The sequence below is a fragment of the Marinomonas hwangdonensis genome (assembly GCF_003721245.1).
GTDB classification, from domain to species: domain Bacteria; phylum Pseudomonadota; class Gammaproteobacteria; order Pseudomonadales; family Marinomonadaceae; genus Marinomonas; species Marinomonas hwangdonensis.
This window is the reverse complement of sequence record NZ_RIZG01000001.1, coordinates 319595-336644: the sequence shown is the minus strand read 5'-3', so window position 1 is coordinate 336644 and position 17050 is coordinate 319595. Positions and strand designations below refer to the sequence as shown.

General features: G+C 44.9%; 16 protein-coding genes. 6 read left to right on the top strand and 10 right to left on the bottom strand.

Going from position 1 to position 17050, the window contains the following annotated elements; all coding sequences use genetic code 11:
• Positions 1-71: 71 nt before the first annotated feature.
• The gene (locus EBI00_RS01575; RefSeq protein ID WP_123094164.1) at positions 72-875 is read right to left on the bottom strand and encodes a pyruvate, water dikinase regulatory protein; all 804 of its coding nucleotides are present in this window, start codon (positions 873-875) and stop codon (positions 72-74) included.
• 217 nt (positions 876-1092) lie between these two features.
• Here EBI00_RS01575 and ppsA point away from each other — a divergent pair, with 217 nt between their 5' ends.
• The gene (gene ppsA, locus EBI00_RS01570; protein ID WP_123094163.1) at positions 1093-3489 is read left to right on the top strand and encodes a phosphoenolpyruvate synthase; all 2397 of its coding nucleotides are present in this window, start codon (positions 1093-1095) and stop codon (positions 3487-3489) included.
• A gap of 950 nt (positions 3490-4439) precedes the next feature.
• On the opposite strand, the gene EBI00_RS01560 is transcribed toward ppsA, so the two are convergent.
• Positions 4440-5465 carry an IS110 family RNA-guided transposase gene (locus EBI00_RS01560; RefSeq protein WP_123094161.1) on the bottom strand — a complete coding sequence of 342 codons (1026 nt, stop codon included), beginning with the start codon at positions 5463-5465 and terminating at the stop codon, positions 4440-4442.
• 245 nt (positions 5466-5710) lie between these two features.
• Here EBI00_RS01560 and EBI00_RS01555 point away from each other — a divergent pair, with 245 nt between their 5' ends.
• Entirely contained in the window at positions 5711-5992 is a 282-nt protein-coding gene (locus EBI00_RS01555) for a type II toxin-antitoxin system Phd/YefM family antitoxin (protein WP_174714881.1), read from the top strand.
• Positions 5989-6276 carry a type II toxin-antitoxin system RelE/ParE family toxin gene (locus tag EBI00_RS01550; RefSeq protein WP_123094160.1) on the top strand — a complete coding sequence of 96 codons (288 nt, stop codon included), beginning with the start codon at positions 5989-5991 and terminating at the stop codon, positions 6274-6276. Before EBI00_RS01555 ends, EBI00_RS01550 begins: the two co-directional genes overlap by 4 nt.
• A gap of 208 nt (positions 6277-6484) precedes the next feature.
• Here EBI00_RS01550 and EBI00_RS01545 read toward each other — a convergent pair whose 3' ends face one another.
• Together EBI00_RS01545 and EBI00_RS01540 are read right to left on the bottom strand one after the other, a co-directional pair.
• Positions 6485-7120, bottom strand: a complete 636-nt coding sequence (locus tag EBI00_RS01545) for an HD domain-containing protein (RefSeq protein ID WP_241556918.1) — start codon at positions 7118-7120, stop codon at positions 6485-6487.
• A gap of 77 nt (positions 7121-7197) precedes the next feature.
• Positions 7198-9060 (bottom strand): methyl-accepting chemotaxis protein, encoded by a 1863-nt coding sequence (locus EBI00_RS01540; RefSeq protein ID WP_123094159.1) that lies wholly within the window; start codon positions 9058-9060, stop codon positions 7198-7200.
• A gap of 454 nt (positions 9061-9514) precedes the next feature.
• Here EBI00_RS01540 and EBI00_RS01535 point away from each other — a divergent pair, with 454 nt between their 5' ends.
• Positions 9515-10012, top strand: coding sequence for a fasciclin domain-containing protein (locus EBI00_RS01535; RefSeq protein WP_123094158.1), 498 nt, complete (start codon positions 9515-9517; stop codon positions 10010-10012).
• A 165-nt stretch (positions 10013-10177) separates the two neighbouring features.
• On the opposite strand, the gene EBI00_RS01530 is transcribed toward EBI00_RS01535, so the two are convergent.
• The 3 genes from EBI00_RS01530 to EBI00_RS01520 are packed head-to-tail and all read right to left on the bottom strand — an operon-like array spanning position 10178 to position 11730.
• Positions 10178-10663: a putative 4-hydroxy-4-methyl-2-oxoglutarate aldolase gene (locus EBI00_RS01530; protein WP_123094441.1), complete on the bottom strand. Its 486-nt coding sequence runs from the start codon at positions 10661-10663 to the stop codon at positions 10178-10180.
• Between the two features lie 45 nt (positions 10664-10708).
• Positions 10709-11293, bottom strand: coding sequence for a 3'-5' exonuclease (locus EBI00_RS01525; protein WP_123094157.1), 585 nt, complete (start codon positions 11291-11293; stop codon positions 10709-10711).
• A gap of 17 nt (positions 11294-11310) precedes the next feature.
• Positions 11311-11730 carry a tetratricopeptide repeat protein gene (locus tag EBI00_RS01520; protein ID WP_174714880.1) on the bottom strand — a complete coding sequence of 140 codons (420 nt, stop codon included), beginning with the start codon at positions 11728-11730 and terminating at the stop codon, positions 11311-11313.
• Between the two features lie 110 nt (positions 11731-11840).
• On the opposite strand from EBI00_RS01520, the gene EBI00_RS01515 reads away from it, so the two are divergent.
• Complete coding sequence (locus tag EBI00_RS01515) at positions 11841-12236, top strand: NUDIX hydrolase (protein WP_123094155.1); 396 nt, start codon at positions 11841-11843, stop codon at positions 12234-12236.
• Positions 12237-12248: 12 nt separating this feature from the next.
• Here EBI00_RS01515 and EBI00_RS01510 read toward each other — a convergent pair whose 3' ends face one another.
• Positions 12249-13457: an MFS transporter gene (locus EBI00_RS01510; RefSeq protein ID WP_123094154.1), complete on the bottom strand. Its 1209-nt coding sequence runs from the start codon at positions 13455-13457 to the stop codon at positions 12249-12251.
• A gap of 109 nt (positions 13458-13566) precedes the next feature.
• Here EBI00_RS01510 and EBI00_RS01505 point away from each other — a divergent pair, with 109 nt between their 5' ends.
• Entirely contained in the window at positions 13567-14457 is an 891-nt protein-coding gene (locus EBI00_RS01505) for a LysR family transcriptional regulator (protein WP_123094153.1), read from the top strand.
• On the opposite strand, the gene EBI00_RS01500 is transcribed toward EBI00_RS01505, so the two are convergent.
• Both EBI00_RS01500 and yegD read right to left on the bottom strand, forming a co-directional pair.
• Entirely contained in the window at positions 14454-15512 is a 1059-nt protein-coding gene (locus EBI00_RS01500) for an FUSC family protein (RefSeq protein ID WP_123094152.1), read from the bottom strand. The two genes, EBI00_RS01505 and EBI00_RS01500, sit on opposite strands and share 4 nt — an antisense overlap.
• 122 nt (positions 15513-15634) lie before the next feature.
• The gene (gene yegD / locus EBI00_RS01495) at positions 15635-16999 is read right to left on the bottom strand and encodes a molecular chaperone (protein ID WP_123094151.1); all 1365 of its coding nucleotides are present in this window, start codon (positions 16997-16999) and stop codon (positions 15635-15637) included.
• Positions 17000-17050 lie beyond the last annotated feature (51 nt).

Here is a 17050-nt window from a genome sequence, read left to right as displayed (position 1 = left end):
GCCTATTTTGTTCATAAAAATCACAAAAAACACGAACCTATCGAATTATTCGATCAATAAAGTGGTTTTCTCTACTGTCGATGACGAACCAAATTCATCTCTGCCATCACTTTGGTGGAAATTTCTTCCACAGACAGCCGTGTTGAGTTTAAAAATGGAATGCGCTCTTGGCGATACAAGGACTCCACCTCGTCCACTTCATAGCGGCACTGACGAGAAGAAGCGTATTTACTCGATGCCATACGGCCCGTACGAATCTCGTGCAATCGTTGGGCGTCTATGGTCAAACCAAACAGCTTTTTCTTATGGTCTTTTAGCACTTTAGGCAAGCCTGGCGTGGAAAAATCGTCTTCAGTGATCGGATAGTTGGCGGCCTTGATCCCGTATTGCATCGCCAAATACAAACTGGTCGGTGTTTTGCCAGAACGTGACACACCCAACAAGATGATATCTGCCTCAGCAAAATTCTTTACCGACGCCCCGTCATCATTCGCCAACGCGTAGTTAATGGCGTCTATACGGCCATCGTACACTCCTTCTTTCATGCCGTGCGCTTTTTGCGCTGTCGGCTGCGCCTTTACCCCTAACGCTTGTTCAATCGGTGACAACAAATCCCCAAACAAGTTATAACAATGACAATCGCACGAATCGATAATCTCGCGGATAGCCACATCGGAAATGGTATAAAACACCAGCAAAGCAATGCCTTGCTGAACCTCCAGATTAATCTGTTGTTTTAACCCCTCTGCCTGATCTTTGGTACCCAAAAAAGGCACACTTTTGGTCTCTACGGCCACATCAAAAAATGACAACATAGCCGAACCAAACACCTCTGCTGTGATCGCCGTGCCATCCGACACAAAATACACTTTCATCAAGAGCTTCCTTTTATTGTTGTTATCTAACGACATTTGATTTTTCGATTGAAATAAAACTACATCGAATATTCGATTTTATCCGCTAGGACTTAACTTCATACAATGGACTCAGACACCGTGTTTTGACAAGTGCCAATGGCGTTTTAATCCGTCCCCGATGTCTTCATGGCGAACTGGCCATTCTTTTAATAAGAAACAATAATTGGAGTTTCGAGTGAGCAAATTCATTAAGTGGTTTAAAGATCTTCATATGGAAGATGTCGGTGAAGTAGGCGGCAAAAACGCCTCTTTAGGTGAAATGATTTCCAACCTGACAGACCTAGGTATTCAAGTGCCAAACGGTTTCGCAACTACTTCCTATGCTTATCAAAGCTTCATTACAGAAAGTGGTCTTGACGAAAAAATCCACCAAACTCTAAACACCCTCAATGTGGACGATGTTCACGCATTGGCTGAAACTGGCGTGAAAATTCGCACCTGGATTGAAGAAGCGACTTTCTCAGCCGAGTTTGACCAAGAAATTGAAGCTGCTTTTGCGACCCTTTGTGACGACAACGCAGACGACACCTCATTTGCGGTACGCTCTTCTGCTACGGCGGAAGACTTACCAGATGCGTCTTTCGCAGGACAGCAAGAAACTTTCCTAAACGTGAAAGGCTTGGCGGACATCAAGGCGTCTATCAAACGCGTATTTGCTTCTCTATTTAACGACCGTGCTATCTCTTACCGCGTTCACCAAGGCTTTGAACACCAAGGCGTGTCTTTGTCCGCTGGCATTCAAAAAATGGTTCGCAGTGACATAGGCGCTTCTGGCGTACTCTTCACTCTAGATACAGAATCTGGCTTTGACGAAGTGGTCTTCATCACCGCCGCTTACGGACTTGGGGAAATGGTTGTACAAGGTACCGTCAACCCAGACGAATACTACGTTCACAAGGCAACACTGGCGGCAAGCCGCCCTGCTGTTGTGCGTAAGAGCCTAGGCAGCAAAGCACAAAAAATGGAATACGCCGAAGCGGGCAGCGACGAATTTGTTAAAATCGTTCCCGTTGCTTTGGATGACCAAAACCGATTCGCTCTAACCAACGACGAAATTGAAGACCTTTCTCGACAAGCCTGTATTATTGAAAAACACTACCAACGCCCGATGGACATTGAGTGGGCGAAAGACGGCATTGATGGCAAAATTTACATTGTTCAAGCGCGTCCAGAAACCGTTCGTAGCCAAGCCAATGCCCAAAGCATGGAACGTTACAACCTAAAGAAAACCTCTCAAGTGATGATCACTGGTCGTGCCATTGGTCATAAAATAGGCACAGGCGCGGTGAAAGTATTATCGTCCATTACTGAAATGGATCGCATCCAACCGGGTGACGTTCTAGTAACCGACATTACCGATCCGGATTGGGAACCCATCATGAAGCGTGCTTCTGCGATCGTCACCAACCGTGGTGGCCGTACTTGTCACGCCGCGATTATCGCTCGTGAGCTAGGCATTCCAGCGGTGGTTGGCTGTGGCGACGCAACAGACGTATTGCAAGATGGTCAAATCGTCACCGTATCTTGCTCGCAAGGCGACATGGGCTTTGTTTACCAAGGCGAACTGCCTTTCGACATCATCACTTCTGAAGTCGGCAACATGCCAGAACTGCCCGTAAAAATCATGATGAATGTGGGTAACCCCAACCGCGCCTTCGACTTTGCCATGCTACCAAACGCCGGCATTGGTTTGGCTCGCTTAGAGTTCATCATCAACCGCATGATCGGCATTCACCCAAAAGCCTTGCTGAACTACGCAGACATGACACCCGCACTGCAGGAAGAGATCAACCACCGCATCGCCGGATACTCAAGCCCAGTGGAATTCTACGTCGACAAACTGGTCGAAGGCGTCGCAACACTAGCGTGCTCCTTCTCCCAGAAGCCAGTCATCGTGCGTTTGTCTGACTTCAAATCAAACGAATACCACAACCTTGTTGGCGGTCCGTTGTTTGAACCGGACGAAGAAAACCCAATGCTTGGCTTCCGTGGCGCCGCGCGTTACATCGACGACTCGTTCCGTGATTGCTTCGCCCTAGAATGTGAAGCCATCCGCCGAGTTCGTAATGAAATGGGCTTAACCAACGTACAAATCATGATCCCATTTGTTCGTACCTTGGAAGAAGCACAACAAGTTACCGAACTGCTTGCGGAACAAGGCTTGGCTCGCGGTCAAAACGGCCTGAAAGTCATCATGATGTGCGAATTACCGTCTAACGCCCTACTGGCAGACGAGTTCCTACAATACTTCGATGGCTTCTCAATCGGTTCAAACGATTTAACCCAACTAACACTTGGACTTGACCGCGACTCAGGATTGATCGCCGACAAATTCGACGAACGTAATCCAGCCGTCAAAAAACTGCTAAAAATGGCGATCACCGCCTGTCGTGAACAAGGTAAATACGTTGGCATCTGTGGACAAGGCCCATCCGACCACGCCGACTTCGCCGACTGGCTCGTAGCGCAAGGCATCGAAAGCATGTCTCTTAACCCAGACACCGTCATCGAAACTTGGCTACACCTTGATGAAGTACTGAAAAACAACGAACAGAATCACAAAGCCATTTAAAGAAATCGTCCCGTTACGTCATGGTAATACCAGACATGGCGCAACGGGAAACCAGTCTGCGTTTGGTGTTGTATTCTTTTACAGCACCGGATCAGAATGCTGTGTAACAACAGCGCGTGACCTTATCGTAGTCACTCCCTAGTTTGATGCCCCGCCATGCGGGGCTTTTTTTGCATCTAGTAAGGGGGCGAACCCCTTTTACCCTCACAACCGTCATTCCAGCGAAGGAAGCTGTCGCTAAACTACTGCGCTAGATCTTGTAGGTCAGATTAGCCGAGGTACGAGGCGTGATCTGACGGTTAAAGATGTACATGAATGCCATCAAAACGCTTTGAGCGAATAGCTTTATTCTACTTTTTAATTCAGGTAAAAGCTGAGCGGGTAACTTTTTGCTAGCACCCAAAAACTTTAGTCTATAAAGAAAGCAAAAATTCGCTTTAAGATCTTTAACCTGACTTTCTTCATAGGCACATGATTGTCCCCCTACGCTCGCTGTATCGTAAGGCATAGATTGTTTATTCGGTGGGAGATCGCTCGTCAAACAATGACCCTGAAACTCCATAAAGTCGCGCAACTTCGTCGCGTCGAACTGACGTCATCGTAGCTACTCGTAGGGCGTATATGGACTCCTCTGGGGATGCAACAGTAGCGTCCCTATTTTTTAATAAAGAATCATGCGTACTCCACTTGGTTATTAACAATACTTATTAACGGTCATAACAAACTTGCGTTAGCTTTCGTATATTCGGTCTTATTATGGAGAGCTACTCCAGACCTTAACGGCTTTATTCGCCGTGAACCAAATGCCTTATCGCCATGACGGCTTTAAAAGCCTATGCCCTACACAGGTTTCATTTGGTTTGCTTGCTAGCTGTTTATTCCGTTCAATCTCTATTGCTAACTGTCTAGGTTGGTACTTTCTTTACTCACTGGCTTATTTAACATCATCGTTACTGTGCGACAGGTTGACGATATTCAAGCCCACTTTTCAGCATGGCTGTCGCCATTCTGACCAGTTTGTTGGCGACGGCCACTATGGTTTTATTGAACCCTTTCGTGTTGAGCAATTGCCTTACCCAACAACTTAAGCCGTCTGTTTTTTCTTTGACATGAATGACCAAAGATCTTGCCCCATTGATGATCAGTGTACGCAGATACGTATCACCTCGTTTGGTAATCCTACCAATGGTGACTTTGCCGCCACTGCCACTGTGCGCAGGTACAAGACCAATGCTGGCACTGGCATCTCGGCCGCGCCTGAAGCACTCAGCCGAACCGAACTTAGCATACATCATGCTGGCTCCAAGCCAGGCAATACCGGGTAATTGAACCAATCGTTGGCAGGCATCTATTTGCTTTGCTATTGCTTCGATCTCATCAGTGACCTCTTTCATCAGCATGATCACATGTCTAAGTTGCTCTAACAGTCTAAATATTACCCTGCGTGCAACGACGGTCATTTCATTTTCAGCATCTTCAAGCGCAATAGGCACTTGCTTAAGAAGCTTATTGATGCCTAAGGCAAAATTAACACCATACTCACGACCAAAACCTCGAAGACGATTGGCAATTTGATTGCGTTCTTTCTTATAGCCTTCGCGGAATTTATGTAAAGTAGCAATATCTTGCTGCTCTAATGTACGGATCTGAACGCAGTGTAGCTGCTGATTCTTACAGGCCTTATAAATACTAAGGACATCATTTTTATCACTCTTATTACCCACTCGGTATTTTGCAGCAAGATGCGGGGGAATAAGGCCCACTTTATGACCTGATGATGTAAAGCGCCTAGCCCAATGATGCGCTGAGCCACAAGCTTCCATATAGATCGCTGCATCAGGGTATTGAGCAATGATGAGACACATCTTTTTCGCTGTGACTTCTTTATTTAACTTAGCTTTACCGGCTTGATTGAAGACAGCAACTTGGAAAACTTCTTTCGCTAAATCGATACAAATTGTCGTACTATTATTCATGGTATGGCTCCTTTGGTTTGGTCGCCTCCCAATTTATCGGAATTTTGCTGAATTGGGGAGGAGTCCATACCATTGTAATAAGGGAAGTACGACCGCAATCCGCCGCTGAAAGCGAAGCTTTCATAATCCACAGAATCCATCATAGCTTTTTTCATATGACCCTAAATTCTCAAAATCAATTCCTTGCTCGAAAACCCCAATTAGACTATTGTTTGTACATTAAATTGTACAAAATGGAGTTCATTATGAGCCGTATTCACCTTGATCAAGATATACAACCTTTGTCTGAGTTCCGTGCTGGCGTTGCATCATTTATCAAACAGATCAATGAGACTCGTCGACCATTAGTTATTACACAACGAGGTAAAGGTGTAGCCGTTGTTCTTGACGTTGCGGAGTATGAAGCAATGCAAGAGAAAATCGAATTACTCGAAGAAATGCGTACTGCAGAAGCTCAATTGGCTGCCGGTTTAGGTTTATCAAACGAAGATGCTCGTTCTCAAGTTCTGAGACGTATCATCACATGAAAGTAGTCTGGTCACCTCTAGCGTTACAAAAACTTGGTGACGCCGCAGAGTTTATTGCTTTGGATAACCCATCAGCTGCAGAAAAGTGGGTGAGTGAAGTGTTCGACAAAACAGAGTTGCTCGGCTCAATGCCAGAAATGGGCCGTATGGTTCCTGAAATGCCTCATACTAATTACCGTGAAATAATTTTTGGTCATTACCGCATTGTTTATAGTTTGGGCCTCGAAATACGCGTTCTCACAGTGCGTAACTGTCGTCAATTACTCACAGAACGCGATGTATGAAACATCAACAATTAGGGGCAGATGCTGAGTTATCCCCACGAATTTGCTCATAAATAGTCGCCTTGTCCTAGCTGCTGAACGAATTGCCTGATGCCGTCCTGCCATTCCTTTTTTGGTACCCACTAAGGGTGGCGATTTATATAGCTAAGCGTACAGCGAGCAAGCTTATGCCGCTGTACGCTTCATTAAAATATGAAACACACTAACATTAAATCTCTAGTGCTAGGTGATCCAAAAAAGCCCGCATCCTTTTTTCTCTTCTTATCCCTTCCAACTGGGCTGAAGGCGTATTCAAACTTTGGGCGATGCGAAACAGCTTATTATAGAAATGATCAATAGAATAATGTTCATCATCAGGCTCGCGCGTGCCACAGAACGGATCATCTAGGGAATACAAGGCTCTGTTTAAAGCACCACTCACTTGTAGACAACGGGCAATACCGATCGCCCCAAGCGCATCCAAACGATCTGCATCTTGAACCACTTTGGCCTCTATGCTTTTTGGTGTCACATTTGCACTAAAACTATGGGCACGGATAGCATGATGTATCTCCTCATAATACTTGCTTGGGTAATCCATCGAGGTTAAAAACTCAATGGCTTTATCTGCCGCTAATGTCGACGCCAAATGACGATCTGGGTGGTTCTTCGGTAAAGACACGCAATCGTGCAAGCAAGCCGCAGGCACGACGACGTCCAAGACCGCATTTTCTTCAGCACCTAACTGCTTCGCTATTTTAACCACTCTATGAATATGAGCCAAATCATGGGCAGCATCCGCATACCCCTGAGCCTCTAAGAACGCATAAAACTGCACTTCATACTTAGCTAACCACTCAGACACTATTTTGGACTCCTAAACTATCGGAACTATTGGGAACTATTGGGGTCAGATAAATATTAAACTTTAAATTTGAGTCTTCACACTTTAAAAGTGGAAATACTGCGATTCAAAGCATCCGCCTGAGCAGCGATCGCTTGGCTGGCTTTCGAATTTAAAGCGACAGACTCGGTGGTATCTTCAGTGATTTCACGAATAGTATCGACATTTTTACTGATCTCATTGGCGGCAATGGTCTGCTGTTCGATGGCCGTTGATACCGACCCTGCCATGGTCGAGATTTCCTCTACATCCAACATAATTTGATCCAGCACAACGCCGGTAGTAGCAGCTTCATCACGGCTTAAGGCGCCATCTTGTCGACAATCTTCCATTAACACGACAATGCTTTTTGTGCGCTCTTGCAAGGTCACAATAATGTCAGAAATTTCTTCTGTTGCAGAATGCGTGCGGCTGGCTAACGCGCGTACCTCATCAGCGACGACCGCAAAGCCACGTCCCTGCTCACCGGCTCTCGCCGCTTCGATTGCCGCATTTAACGCCAACAAATTAGTCTGCTCAGCAATGCCCTGAATCACATTTAATACCGTTCCAATGCTCTCACTTTCTTTGGCTAATGCGCTGACCGTTTCAACAGAACCTTCTAATCGTTCTGACAGCTGGCGTATACGCTCAATGGCTGAGTTCACTTTCAACTGACCTTCACGAGTGTTTTCTTGAGTTGATAACGCTTTCGACGCGGCCATTTCCATGTTACGAGATATGTCTTCCACAGTGCCGACCATTTCCGTGACTGAAACAGCAACCATATCGGTTTCCGCTCTTTGTTTCTGTGCATCGTCTGCCGTACGTGTCGCATTTTTTGACAACTCAATCGTGGTCGTATTCATTTCTTTAACTGTTTGATCGGCGTTTGTAATCACGCGACTAAAGTCCACCAACATATCATTGATACTAGCCGCAACAAAACCGATCTCATCTTTAGCAGGCAGGTCAACACGCAGGCGCAGATTGTGCGTGGTTTGAATGTTTCGCATCGTCGTTTGAATCGTATTCAAGGCGGAATTGATCGTACGATTTATTATCCAAGCCACCAACACCCCAAGCACTATGATGGCACCACAAAAAATAACCGTCATCATCATAGCAAAGGAAGCTTTTGACTGAATCACGACACTTATTTGTGACTCTAAAGATTCAAGCGCCGTTTCCGTTTTATGAATCGACTCTCGCATGGACAACAACTTGCCTTCTTGACTACTCAAACCCAAGGCTTTTTTGCCGTCCGCATATTGATTAAAGCCTTGTCGATATTGCTCAGCAAGGGATACCAGTAACGACACTTTGTCCTCAGGCAATGCAGCCGTTTGAACGTTGCTTTTTAATCGGTCTAAGGTTTGATTAAAAGAGGTTATGTACTTTGGATCTTGGCGCAACATAAAATCCTTTTCATGGCGACGTAGCTGCAGCATGGTGACTAATAAGGCATCCTGATTTAGCGCAGACAATTCACTTTCTATATTGTGTACGGCTCTGCGCAGTTGCCCTTGTAAACCGGTCTCTGGTGTCAGCCCTAGCGCCTCAGAAGCGGCCACCACCGACGTAAAGTCACTCTGGTACTCTTTAAAATCGGCAGCCAGCGCCAACAAGGTGCGATGATCAATCGAAAACTCATCCATAATGTCTTTAAGTAAGACTTGATCTTCAAGTAGAGAGGCGACTGTATCGTTAAATTTTTCTTCGTATGAAAGGTCGAGACGGGCAAGAAAGTCTTTTTCATGACGACGCAGAGTAAGCATATCGACTTGCTGATGCACAACAAGGTTCTTCGCATAAGTCAGTCTTTCAAGATTGCTCTGTGAATTATAAAAAATGCCTAGCATGGCAATCAACGCCACCACCAACAAGGCCGTATTTAAAATCAATTTGTGTTTAATCAGCATAAGAGGTTCCAATCGTTCAATAAATCATTCCTTCTCATATTAAAATTCAATCCATACATGTCATATGATAGGCAAAAAAGAGCATAAAGTCCTAAATATGCACAATATTATGATGAACCTTCTATCCAATTTTAAAAACAACCAATGCCTCGCTAACGACTCACTAGTACAATAGTCGTATCAATCCATCTTTATTGACTCCTTGGCTAAAACGATCTCCAAGTGTGGCACCTTGACTATCAGTTGACGTACAAGATAGGCCATATCTTCTGTTCTATATGGCGCTATAAAAATTCAGCAAATCAACGTCTTCCAACACTCTTTTACCTTCTACTATATTATTTTTAATTTTTTTGAAAATTATTTTGATCCAAGATTTCGTCCGCGTCGTAAATTATCATGTTCAACACAATATGAAATATCAAACTATTATTTAACCTTAAAGGAAATTATCATGTTAAAAAAATTAGTTGCAACATTGCCAATTATCGCTGCTAGCTTCATGTTTATGCCTGCTGCTCACGCTGATCACCATGGTATGAAAAAAGATATTGTTGATGTCGCTGTTGAAAATGGATCATTTGGAACCTTGGTCGCGGCCGTTCAAGCAGGTGGTTTGGTTGAGACACTAAAAAGCGAAGGGCCTTTCACTGTTTTTGCTCCAACAGATGAGGCGTTTGCAAAACTGCCAGCTGGCACGGTCGAAATGCTATTAAAGCCTGAAAACAAAGACAAATTGGTTGCTGTACTTACATATCATGTGGTTGCTGGCAAAGTTACTGCCGCTGATGTGGTTAAATTAGACAGCGCAAATACCGTACAAGGCCAAGCGGTCACAGTAAAAACCAGCTACGGCAACGTGATGATCAACGACGCGAAAGTCGTGATGGCAGATGTCAAAGCCAGCAATGGTGTAATTCACGTAATTGATAAAGTTTTATTGCCAAAATAATACCTTTACTTATCTAGGTAAAATGTTCTGGTAATGGATCATCACGCGATATTTGAATATATCGTGTGATGATTTTTTATTATTGTATTCTAATTACTGAGGTTGGAATAATTTAAATCTCACCTAAGAATAAAATAGTAAACAGTCGAATTAAGAAACGTTTTTTTAATTTATATCCCATTTTTCTGACGATACTAGTATGCCATTATTGTCGGCATACACATATTCACCTGGGACAAATGTCACACCACCAAATGTGACTGCCACGTTTAAATCACCTAGCCCACGCTTTTCCGTCTTCACGGGATGCGCGCCCAATGCCTGCACACCGATTTCCAGCTCGCTGATGGCGTTTACGTCGCGAATACAGCCATAAATAATGATTCCCTCCCACGCATTTTCAACGGCTTTTTCAGCCAACATATCCCCGAGCATGGCTTTACGCATTGATGCGCCGCCATCCACTACCAATACCTTGCCTTTTCCAGGCTGGGCCACTTGCTCGCGAACGAGTGAATTGTCTTCATAGGCTTTAATGGTGACGATTTCACCACCAAACCTCTCCCTACCGCCAAAATTGGCAAACATAGGTTCAACAACACGAACCTTATCTGGAAACCGGTCACACAATTCTGGCAATAAATCTTTCATACTTTCTTCCTCGTCAACGTATTTCATTAAGCAATAGGGAGCCATTTACTCTTTTTGTTCAATGCCTTTTTTAACGCATATAGCCGCATGCGCGTCGTTGGCAGCATACTGAATTTGGTTGGCCCTGAGTGGATAAGCCCCCCAGTTGGATTTTTGTGCCCCCTTGCCAAGGCGCTTTCCAAGCACCATGGCGACAGCGGCGCGGGCGCCTATGCTGTTTTTTTCTCCAACAAGGTGCTTCAGTGTCATCGATAAATCGTGTGTATTAACTATGTCGATATCCAGTTTGCTGCGCAACTCTCGGTTGTCATCCTTAATTCCAAAGCCTACTTTCTGAATGTTTGGGTTGGTTAACAAGGCTTTCGCCGCAGCGACGGCAGCCGGAAATCGCGTTGGAAAAAGAAACGCTTTGGTTTGTGTGGCTAGCTGAATGAGTGATGGACCCGGGCTAATTTCCCCTTTCTGAAAAATGGGCTTACTTTCGGTGTCGTAACCCAAACATGGCTCATTTTCTAACGCTCGTATCGCCAGCGCAGCCTCTTGCTCATTTTCAACCAGACTGATGTCGATAAGATCAAGGCCGACGTACAGTGGGAGCTGACTGATTTGCTCCTTGGAAGGACGTTCCATATTGTGTCTCTGCTGTGTTATTCGTCTTGCAGTTTTTTTAATAAATCGTGGATTTCTGCTTTCAACTCTTTATCAATGATTTTGTTACTGTGAATTTTGGCTTGCTCTAAGTACTGAATCGCGCCGACTTTGTCACCCAACTCGACTTTTAGCAAAGCGGCCGAAAAACCAATAGAAGACAGGTAATCTTTCGAGTTCATCGCGATGGCTTTTTCTAACGCCTTATCATAGATACCAATGGCCTGCTCTAGCTCATCGGTAAAATCGCCCAAGGTTTCCCACTGTACCGGATGATCTTTGTCTGTGCCGTCGTTGTCTTCGCAAATCTGTTTAAGCTCTTGGTAGAAGGCATCAAAGCCTGCTTGGTCTTTTTTATTTGCGCAACGCATTAGCTCTTTGGCAAGGTACAAGACTTCTTTGTAAATTTTGGTGTTCATTATTTGCTCTGTTTAAGGTATTCAAATGGATTTGACTGCTATGGTAATTTTAATGGGGAACTTATGACAGCTTTTCGCTGGATTCTTCCCAAACAATAGGGGTTATCGCAATGCAAATCCATGAATGTGTGTCTTTTGTCGTGCTAAAAGACCAACAAGTTCTGTTAGAAAAGCGCGCCCAAGACAAAGAGTACGATCCCAATTTGATCGCGATTCCTGGTGGTCATATGGAGCATGGTGAAACAAGAGAGCAGACCCTGTTTCGAGAACTAAAAGAAGAGCTGAATATCGTCCCCACAAACTACCTGTATTTATGTTCCCTTTATCATCCTACAGGAGAACTTCAGCTCATCCATTATTATGTTATTAACGACTGGGAAGGCACTATCGTCTCACTAGAAGCTGATGAAGTAAGCTGGTTTCCACTTCATACTAACCCTCTCGATATTGCCGCTGACAAAATCGCTCTATCAGAATACCTAAGGCTTCGCTCCGTTTTAGAATAGGTCAGAAACACCTTAATTAGACCTAGATAGCATAAGATTAGCGTCACGCTTGTTATCTCGAATGAGGCTGAGACCCGCTAGCATGACAACACCTAACACAAGCCAAGAGCCCATAATAACCCCGGTCCAGCTACCCGCTTGCCAAAATGGGTCAAGATAAAATCCCCCTAGACTGGCGCCTAAATAGTAGAAGACTAAATACAAGGAAGAAGCACTGGCTTTAGCGTGTTTAGCGTTACGACTCACGAAACTACTGGCGGTAGAGTGGCATAAAAAGAAGCCAAAGCTATTAATCAATAATCCCGCGATGATAGCCCATAAAGAGCCCCCCAATGTCACTAGCGAACCAAACATGAAAATACCAGTACCTAGTACCATAATATTCGGTTGGTTCCAGCGTTTGGCAAGTTTTCCAGAAATAGCCGACCCAAATGTTCCCGCCAAATAGGTTAAAAAGATGAGTCCGACATATTTTGCCGTCAGATTATAAGGGGCCGATTCCAACACGAACGTCACGTAGCTGTATTGATTAAGGAAAATAAAGAAGCTCAGACCACCGATCAAATAACAGGTCAACAAGCGTCGGTTTTGTAAATGGCTTTTCATTCCGAATAGGATATGACCAACGCGCAGCGGCTTAGCCTCAAAATTTTCTGATTTTGGCAATAAAAAGAAAAAAACCAATAAACACGCTAGGCTAATCGCAGTCATCACCTCAAAGGTGGCAGAACGTCCTAGCCATTCACCAGCAAAACCGCCAATGAGGCGACCACCAATGCCACCTAAGGTATTGCCACTGATGTACAAACCGACAGCGACCATTAACGCTTCCGGTGTATATTCGTCCCCCAAATACGCAACCGCAATCGCGGGCAAACCCGCCAAGAAAAATCCCTGCAAAGCACGCAACGCCAAAAACGATTCGTAGCTCTGCACCAATGAGAGACAGAAAGTGGTGATCGTTATGCCTATCATGGTCATCACCATGATGCCTTTGCGACCTAAGGCATCTGAAATTGGACCATAAAAAAGCAAGGAAATACCCAAGGTCAAAGTCGTGATGGTAAAGCTACCACTGGCTTGAAGAGGGCTAATAGAAAACTCATCTGCGATCATTGGCAACAAGGGTTGCGTAACATAGACATTGGCGAACACCATAAAAGAACCAATCACAAGGGCCAAGGTACCACGCCAAAAAACAGAACTGCCCGCTTCAATCACGGTTTACTCCAAAAGGGAAAAAAACAAAATGGAAATACTAAAAGCACTATACGCCCCGCCACTTTATCAATAAAATATATCTATCTTATACAATCCATAAGGATCACTGATGGATATTAAACCCCTGCGTTATTTTATTGCCATCGCCAAAACCGAGAGTTTCACCAAAGCGGCTCTACAACTTGGCGTCGCTCAACCCGCCGTCAGTATGGCCATCAAAAAGCTCGAAAACGATTTAGGGTTGACCTTAATACACAGAGCAGATCGAAACATTGGTCTCACCGATGAAGGAAAAAAGCTGCTGCTGCACGCAGAAAAAATCATTCATGCTGCTGATGAGGCGTTATTGGAAATGAGTGAGCTAAAAGGATTAAGCCAAGGCGAGGTGCGTGTTGGCATTCCCAGCATGTTAGGATCCTATTACTTTCCGCCAATTCTCATGGCCTTTCGACATCGCTACCCTACTATCACATTAAAAGTGATCGAGGGCGGCACTTGGCAACTGCAAAAAATGCTGGAAAATGGCGAGCTGGATTTGGGCGTTATCGTGGCAGAGACCCTACCCGACAGCTTAGCAACACAAGCCTTGATTCGTGAAGAAATGCGGGTAACCGTGGCGACGGATCACCCTTTTAGCCAGCTAAAAAGTGTGTCGCCAGAGGCGTTTTTCGACGAAGAACTGGTGATGTTTAAAGAAGGCTACTTTCACCGTCGTATCGTTGATAAACTGGCTAAGCAGTGTAAGAAAACGCCAAAAATTGGTTTTGAAACCAACCTAATTCCGCTGATCAAATCCATCACCCAACAAGGCTTTGGTATTTCGACTCTCCTCGCTATGGTCATTGAAGAAGATGATGACCTCATCACTAGACCTTTCGACCCGCCTATTTGGCTCGATCTTGGTATAGCATGGCGTAAAGAAGGCTACTTATCTAAAGCCAATCGAGCGTTTTTAGATTTTGTTAGCGAGCATGGGAGCCGGCAACGCCAAAAACCTTAACGCCCAGACAAGGAGCTGCGGGCATTCATTTTAGACTCTATGCGCTTTAACAGGGAAGTTCGATGAAATACCGTTCCACCAATAATGCCAATAACACTGCCAATCGAAATATCCACTAAACGATGCTGTAACAAAATATCTGTACTCATGTTCGCGCTGGTAAATTCCGCCATAATGACGGTTAACGGAGTAATAAAAATGACGGCGGCACCGTAATTTTTAACAATCAACAACTCCACCAAACATTGGAACACAATCATACTCAGAGCCAGTACCCAATAATTTGGCTGCAAAGAAAATAAAAACCAAGCGACCGCCATACCCAGTGCCGTTCCAACGATACGATGGATATTGCGGTGCCAGATCATGCGATACGTTGCGCCTTGTAAAATCGCCGCACAAGAAATAGGCACCCAGAGTGCATTGGGCAATGCCAACCAGAGGGCCACCAAATACGAAAAGGCGATGAAGAAAGCCACTAAGGCGGCTTCTAAAATAATGGCATTCACTTGGATGTCTGTTTGAATCTTGGTGGCTGGCAAATCGTTTGCCCCCGTTGCCAAACTGTAAAAAAAGGCCAGAATACAAGACAGAATACCGCCCAAAGCCACCATACCCACGTTATTGGCCAATGTACTCAAATCAAAGGGCAAGTAGATCGCAAGGCAAGACACTAAAATGAAGAAAAAGCTGCCTGGGGGCGGCAAACAGTAATAACGTGTAATGACTATTGCCCCAAAAGACAGGAATGAAAGGGCCATAGCGGCAACAAAAGGATGGAAACTGCTCAAGGAGCCAAGGCCAAAACACACCATAAAACCAAAAGAACACAGGGCGAGCGTCACCATTCGATGAGCCGTTCGTGTTTTCGGCAAATACAAAATTACCATGGCTCCCAAACTGGACAAAGTGGCCACAGCAAATTGGTCAACAGCTGCACCAATCAATACGGGGATGCCTACACACAAGGCAGCAAGCACCGCAAGATGCCAAGGACGCTTAACGTCACTCCAAGAAAAAAGATCTTTTAATTGAGCCCAAACCGCTTTTATCAAAATAAACACTCCACCAAATACTGTTTAGTAGGTAAACATTCTATTTTGACTACAATACACCAATTTGCTTCACATACACCAAAAAAAGCGGCCTTATGGCATTAAAGACGACCTAAACCGAGTTATCGAAAAATCCGCTCTGCCCAGACAGTTAAACCCGCAGCCACACTGCCAAAATGATCTCCGTCTAAAACGGGAATATCACCAATACGCTGTTGTATTGCGTCGCGTATCACTGGCGATTTTGCTGATCCCCCTGTCATGTAGATCAAATCAGGCGTTTCACCCGCCTGATTGATAGCACTTGCCATCAGGCTTAGCATTTTTTCTAGTGGCGAAGCGATGGATTTCGTTAACTCGGCACGGGTTATATTAGCGCCTAAGCCGGCTTCAATGTATTCCAACGATGAGAGATATTGTTGTGCATCAGATAACGCGATCTTGGCTTCTTCTGCACTGCGCACTATATGGTAATTGTGTTTTTCTTCACGCATCCGCATGAAGCGTTCTATCAATTTGGGCTCGGCGGCATCCAATCGCAATTGCTGGATTTGCTGTTTAGTGTCCATGCTATTAAAGGTTGAAATCGCCGACACGTCATTTGTCGTGATGGCATTCCAGTAAAGCTGGGTGGGCATGGGTAGACCGGTTTTCAATAATGAATTCATACCAAAAAGCGGCATTAAGTGCTTGCCTGCAATCTGAATATCTAAGTCATTCCCGCCGATCCGCTCACCCGTATGGGCTAAAAAATCACTGCGTCTGTCAGCTTTTTTTAGATAATCTGGTCCCATCCGCACCATGGCGCAATCGGTTGTCCCACCACCAATGTCGACGACCAATACGGTTTTGTTTTCATGAAGCGCCACTTCAAAGTCTAGCCCAGCAGCAATAGGCTCATAAAGAAACTCAATCTCTTTGAAGCCCGCACGCTTGCCCGCTGTGGTTAAAATCTCCAATGCTTGGCGGTTACTTACCTCAGCATCTAGGCCCTGGAAATTCACTGGCCGCCCAATCACAGTATGAGTAATGTCAGCGCCTAAACTTTGCTCAGCTCTTTGCTTGATGTTTTGCATCATCACAGTCACAACATCTTCAAAAAAATGTATGTGCTCAGTGCGCAGTCCAGAACCGCCTAAAAATGATTTGGGGGATTTGACGAAGTAGCCTTCTTCAGGCCATTGAAAATACTCTTCAAACGCCGCACGTCCAAAAAATAAGGTTTGATCCTCGTCCGCTATGTCTTCTTCGTAACGTGCACGCTTGGCACGAGTTAACGGATTTTGACGTAATTCCGCAAAGGCTTGACGCTGATGGATGTCACGTATACCCCTTCCTACTGCCTCAGTAATTAAATCACGGTCTAACGCATAGACTGTGGAAGGCAAAAAAGCATTTTCTCCCTCTAAATTGACCAAACGCACTGTGGATTCTTCTATAATACCCAGCGCACAATTCGACGTTCCATAATCGAAACCACAAATCATCTGTTTATTTACCTATTGCTGTGAATAAAGGGCCGCGGACAGTAACAGAAA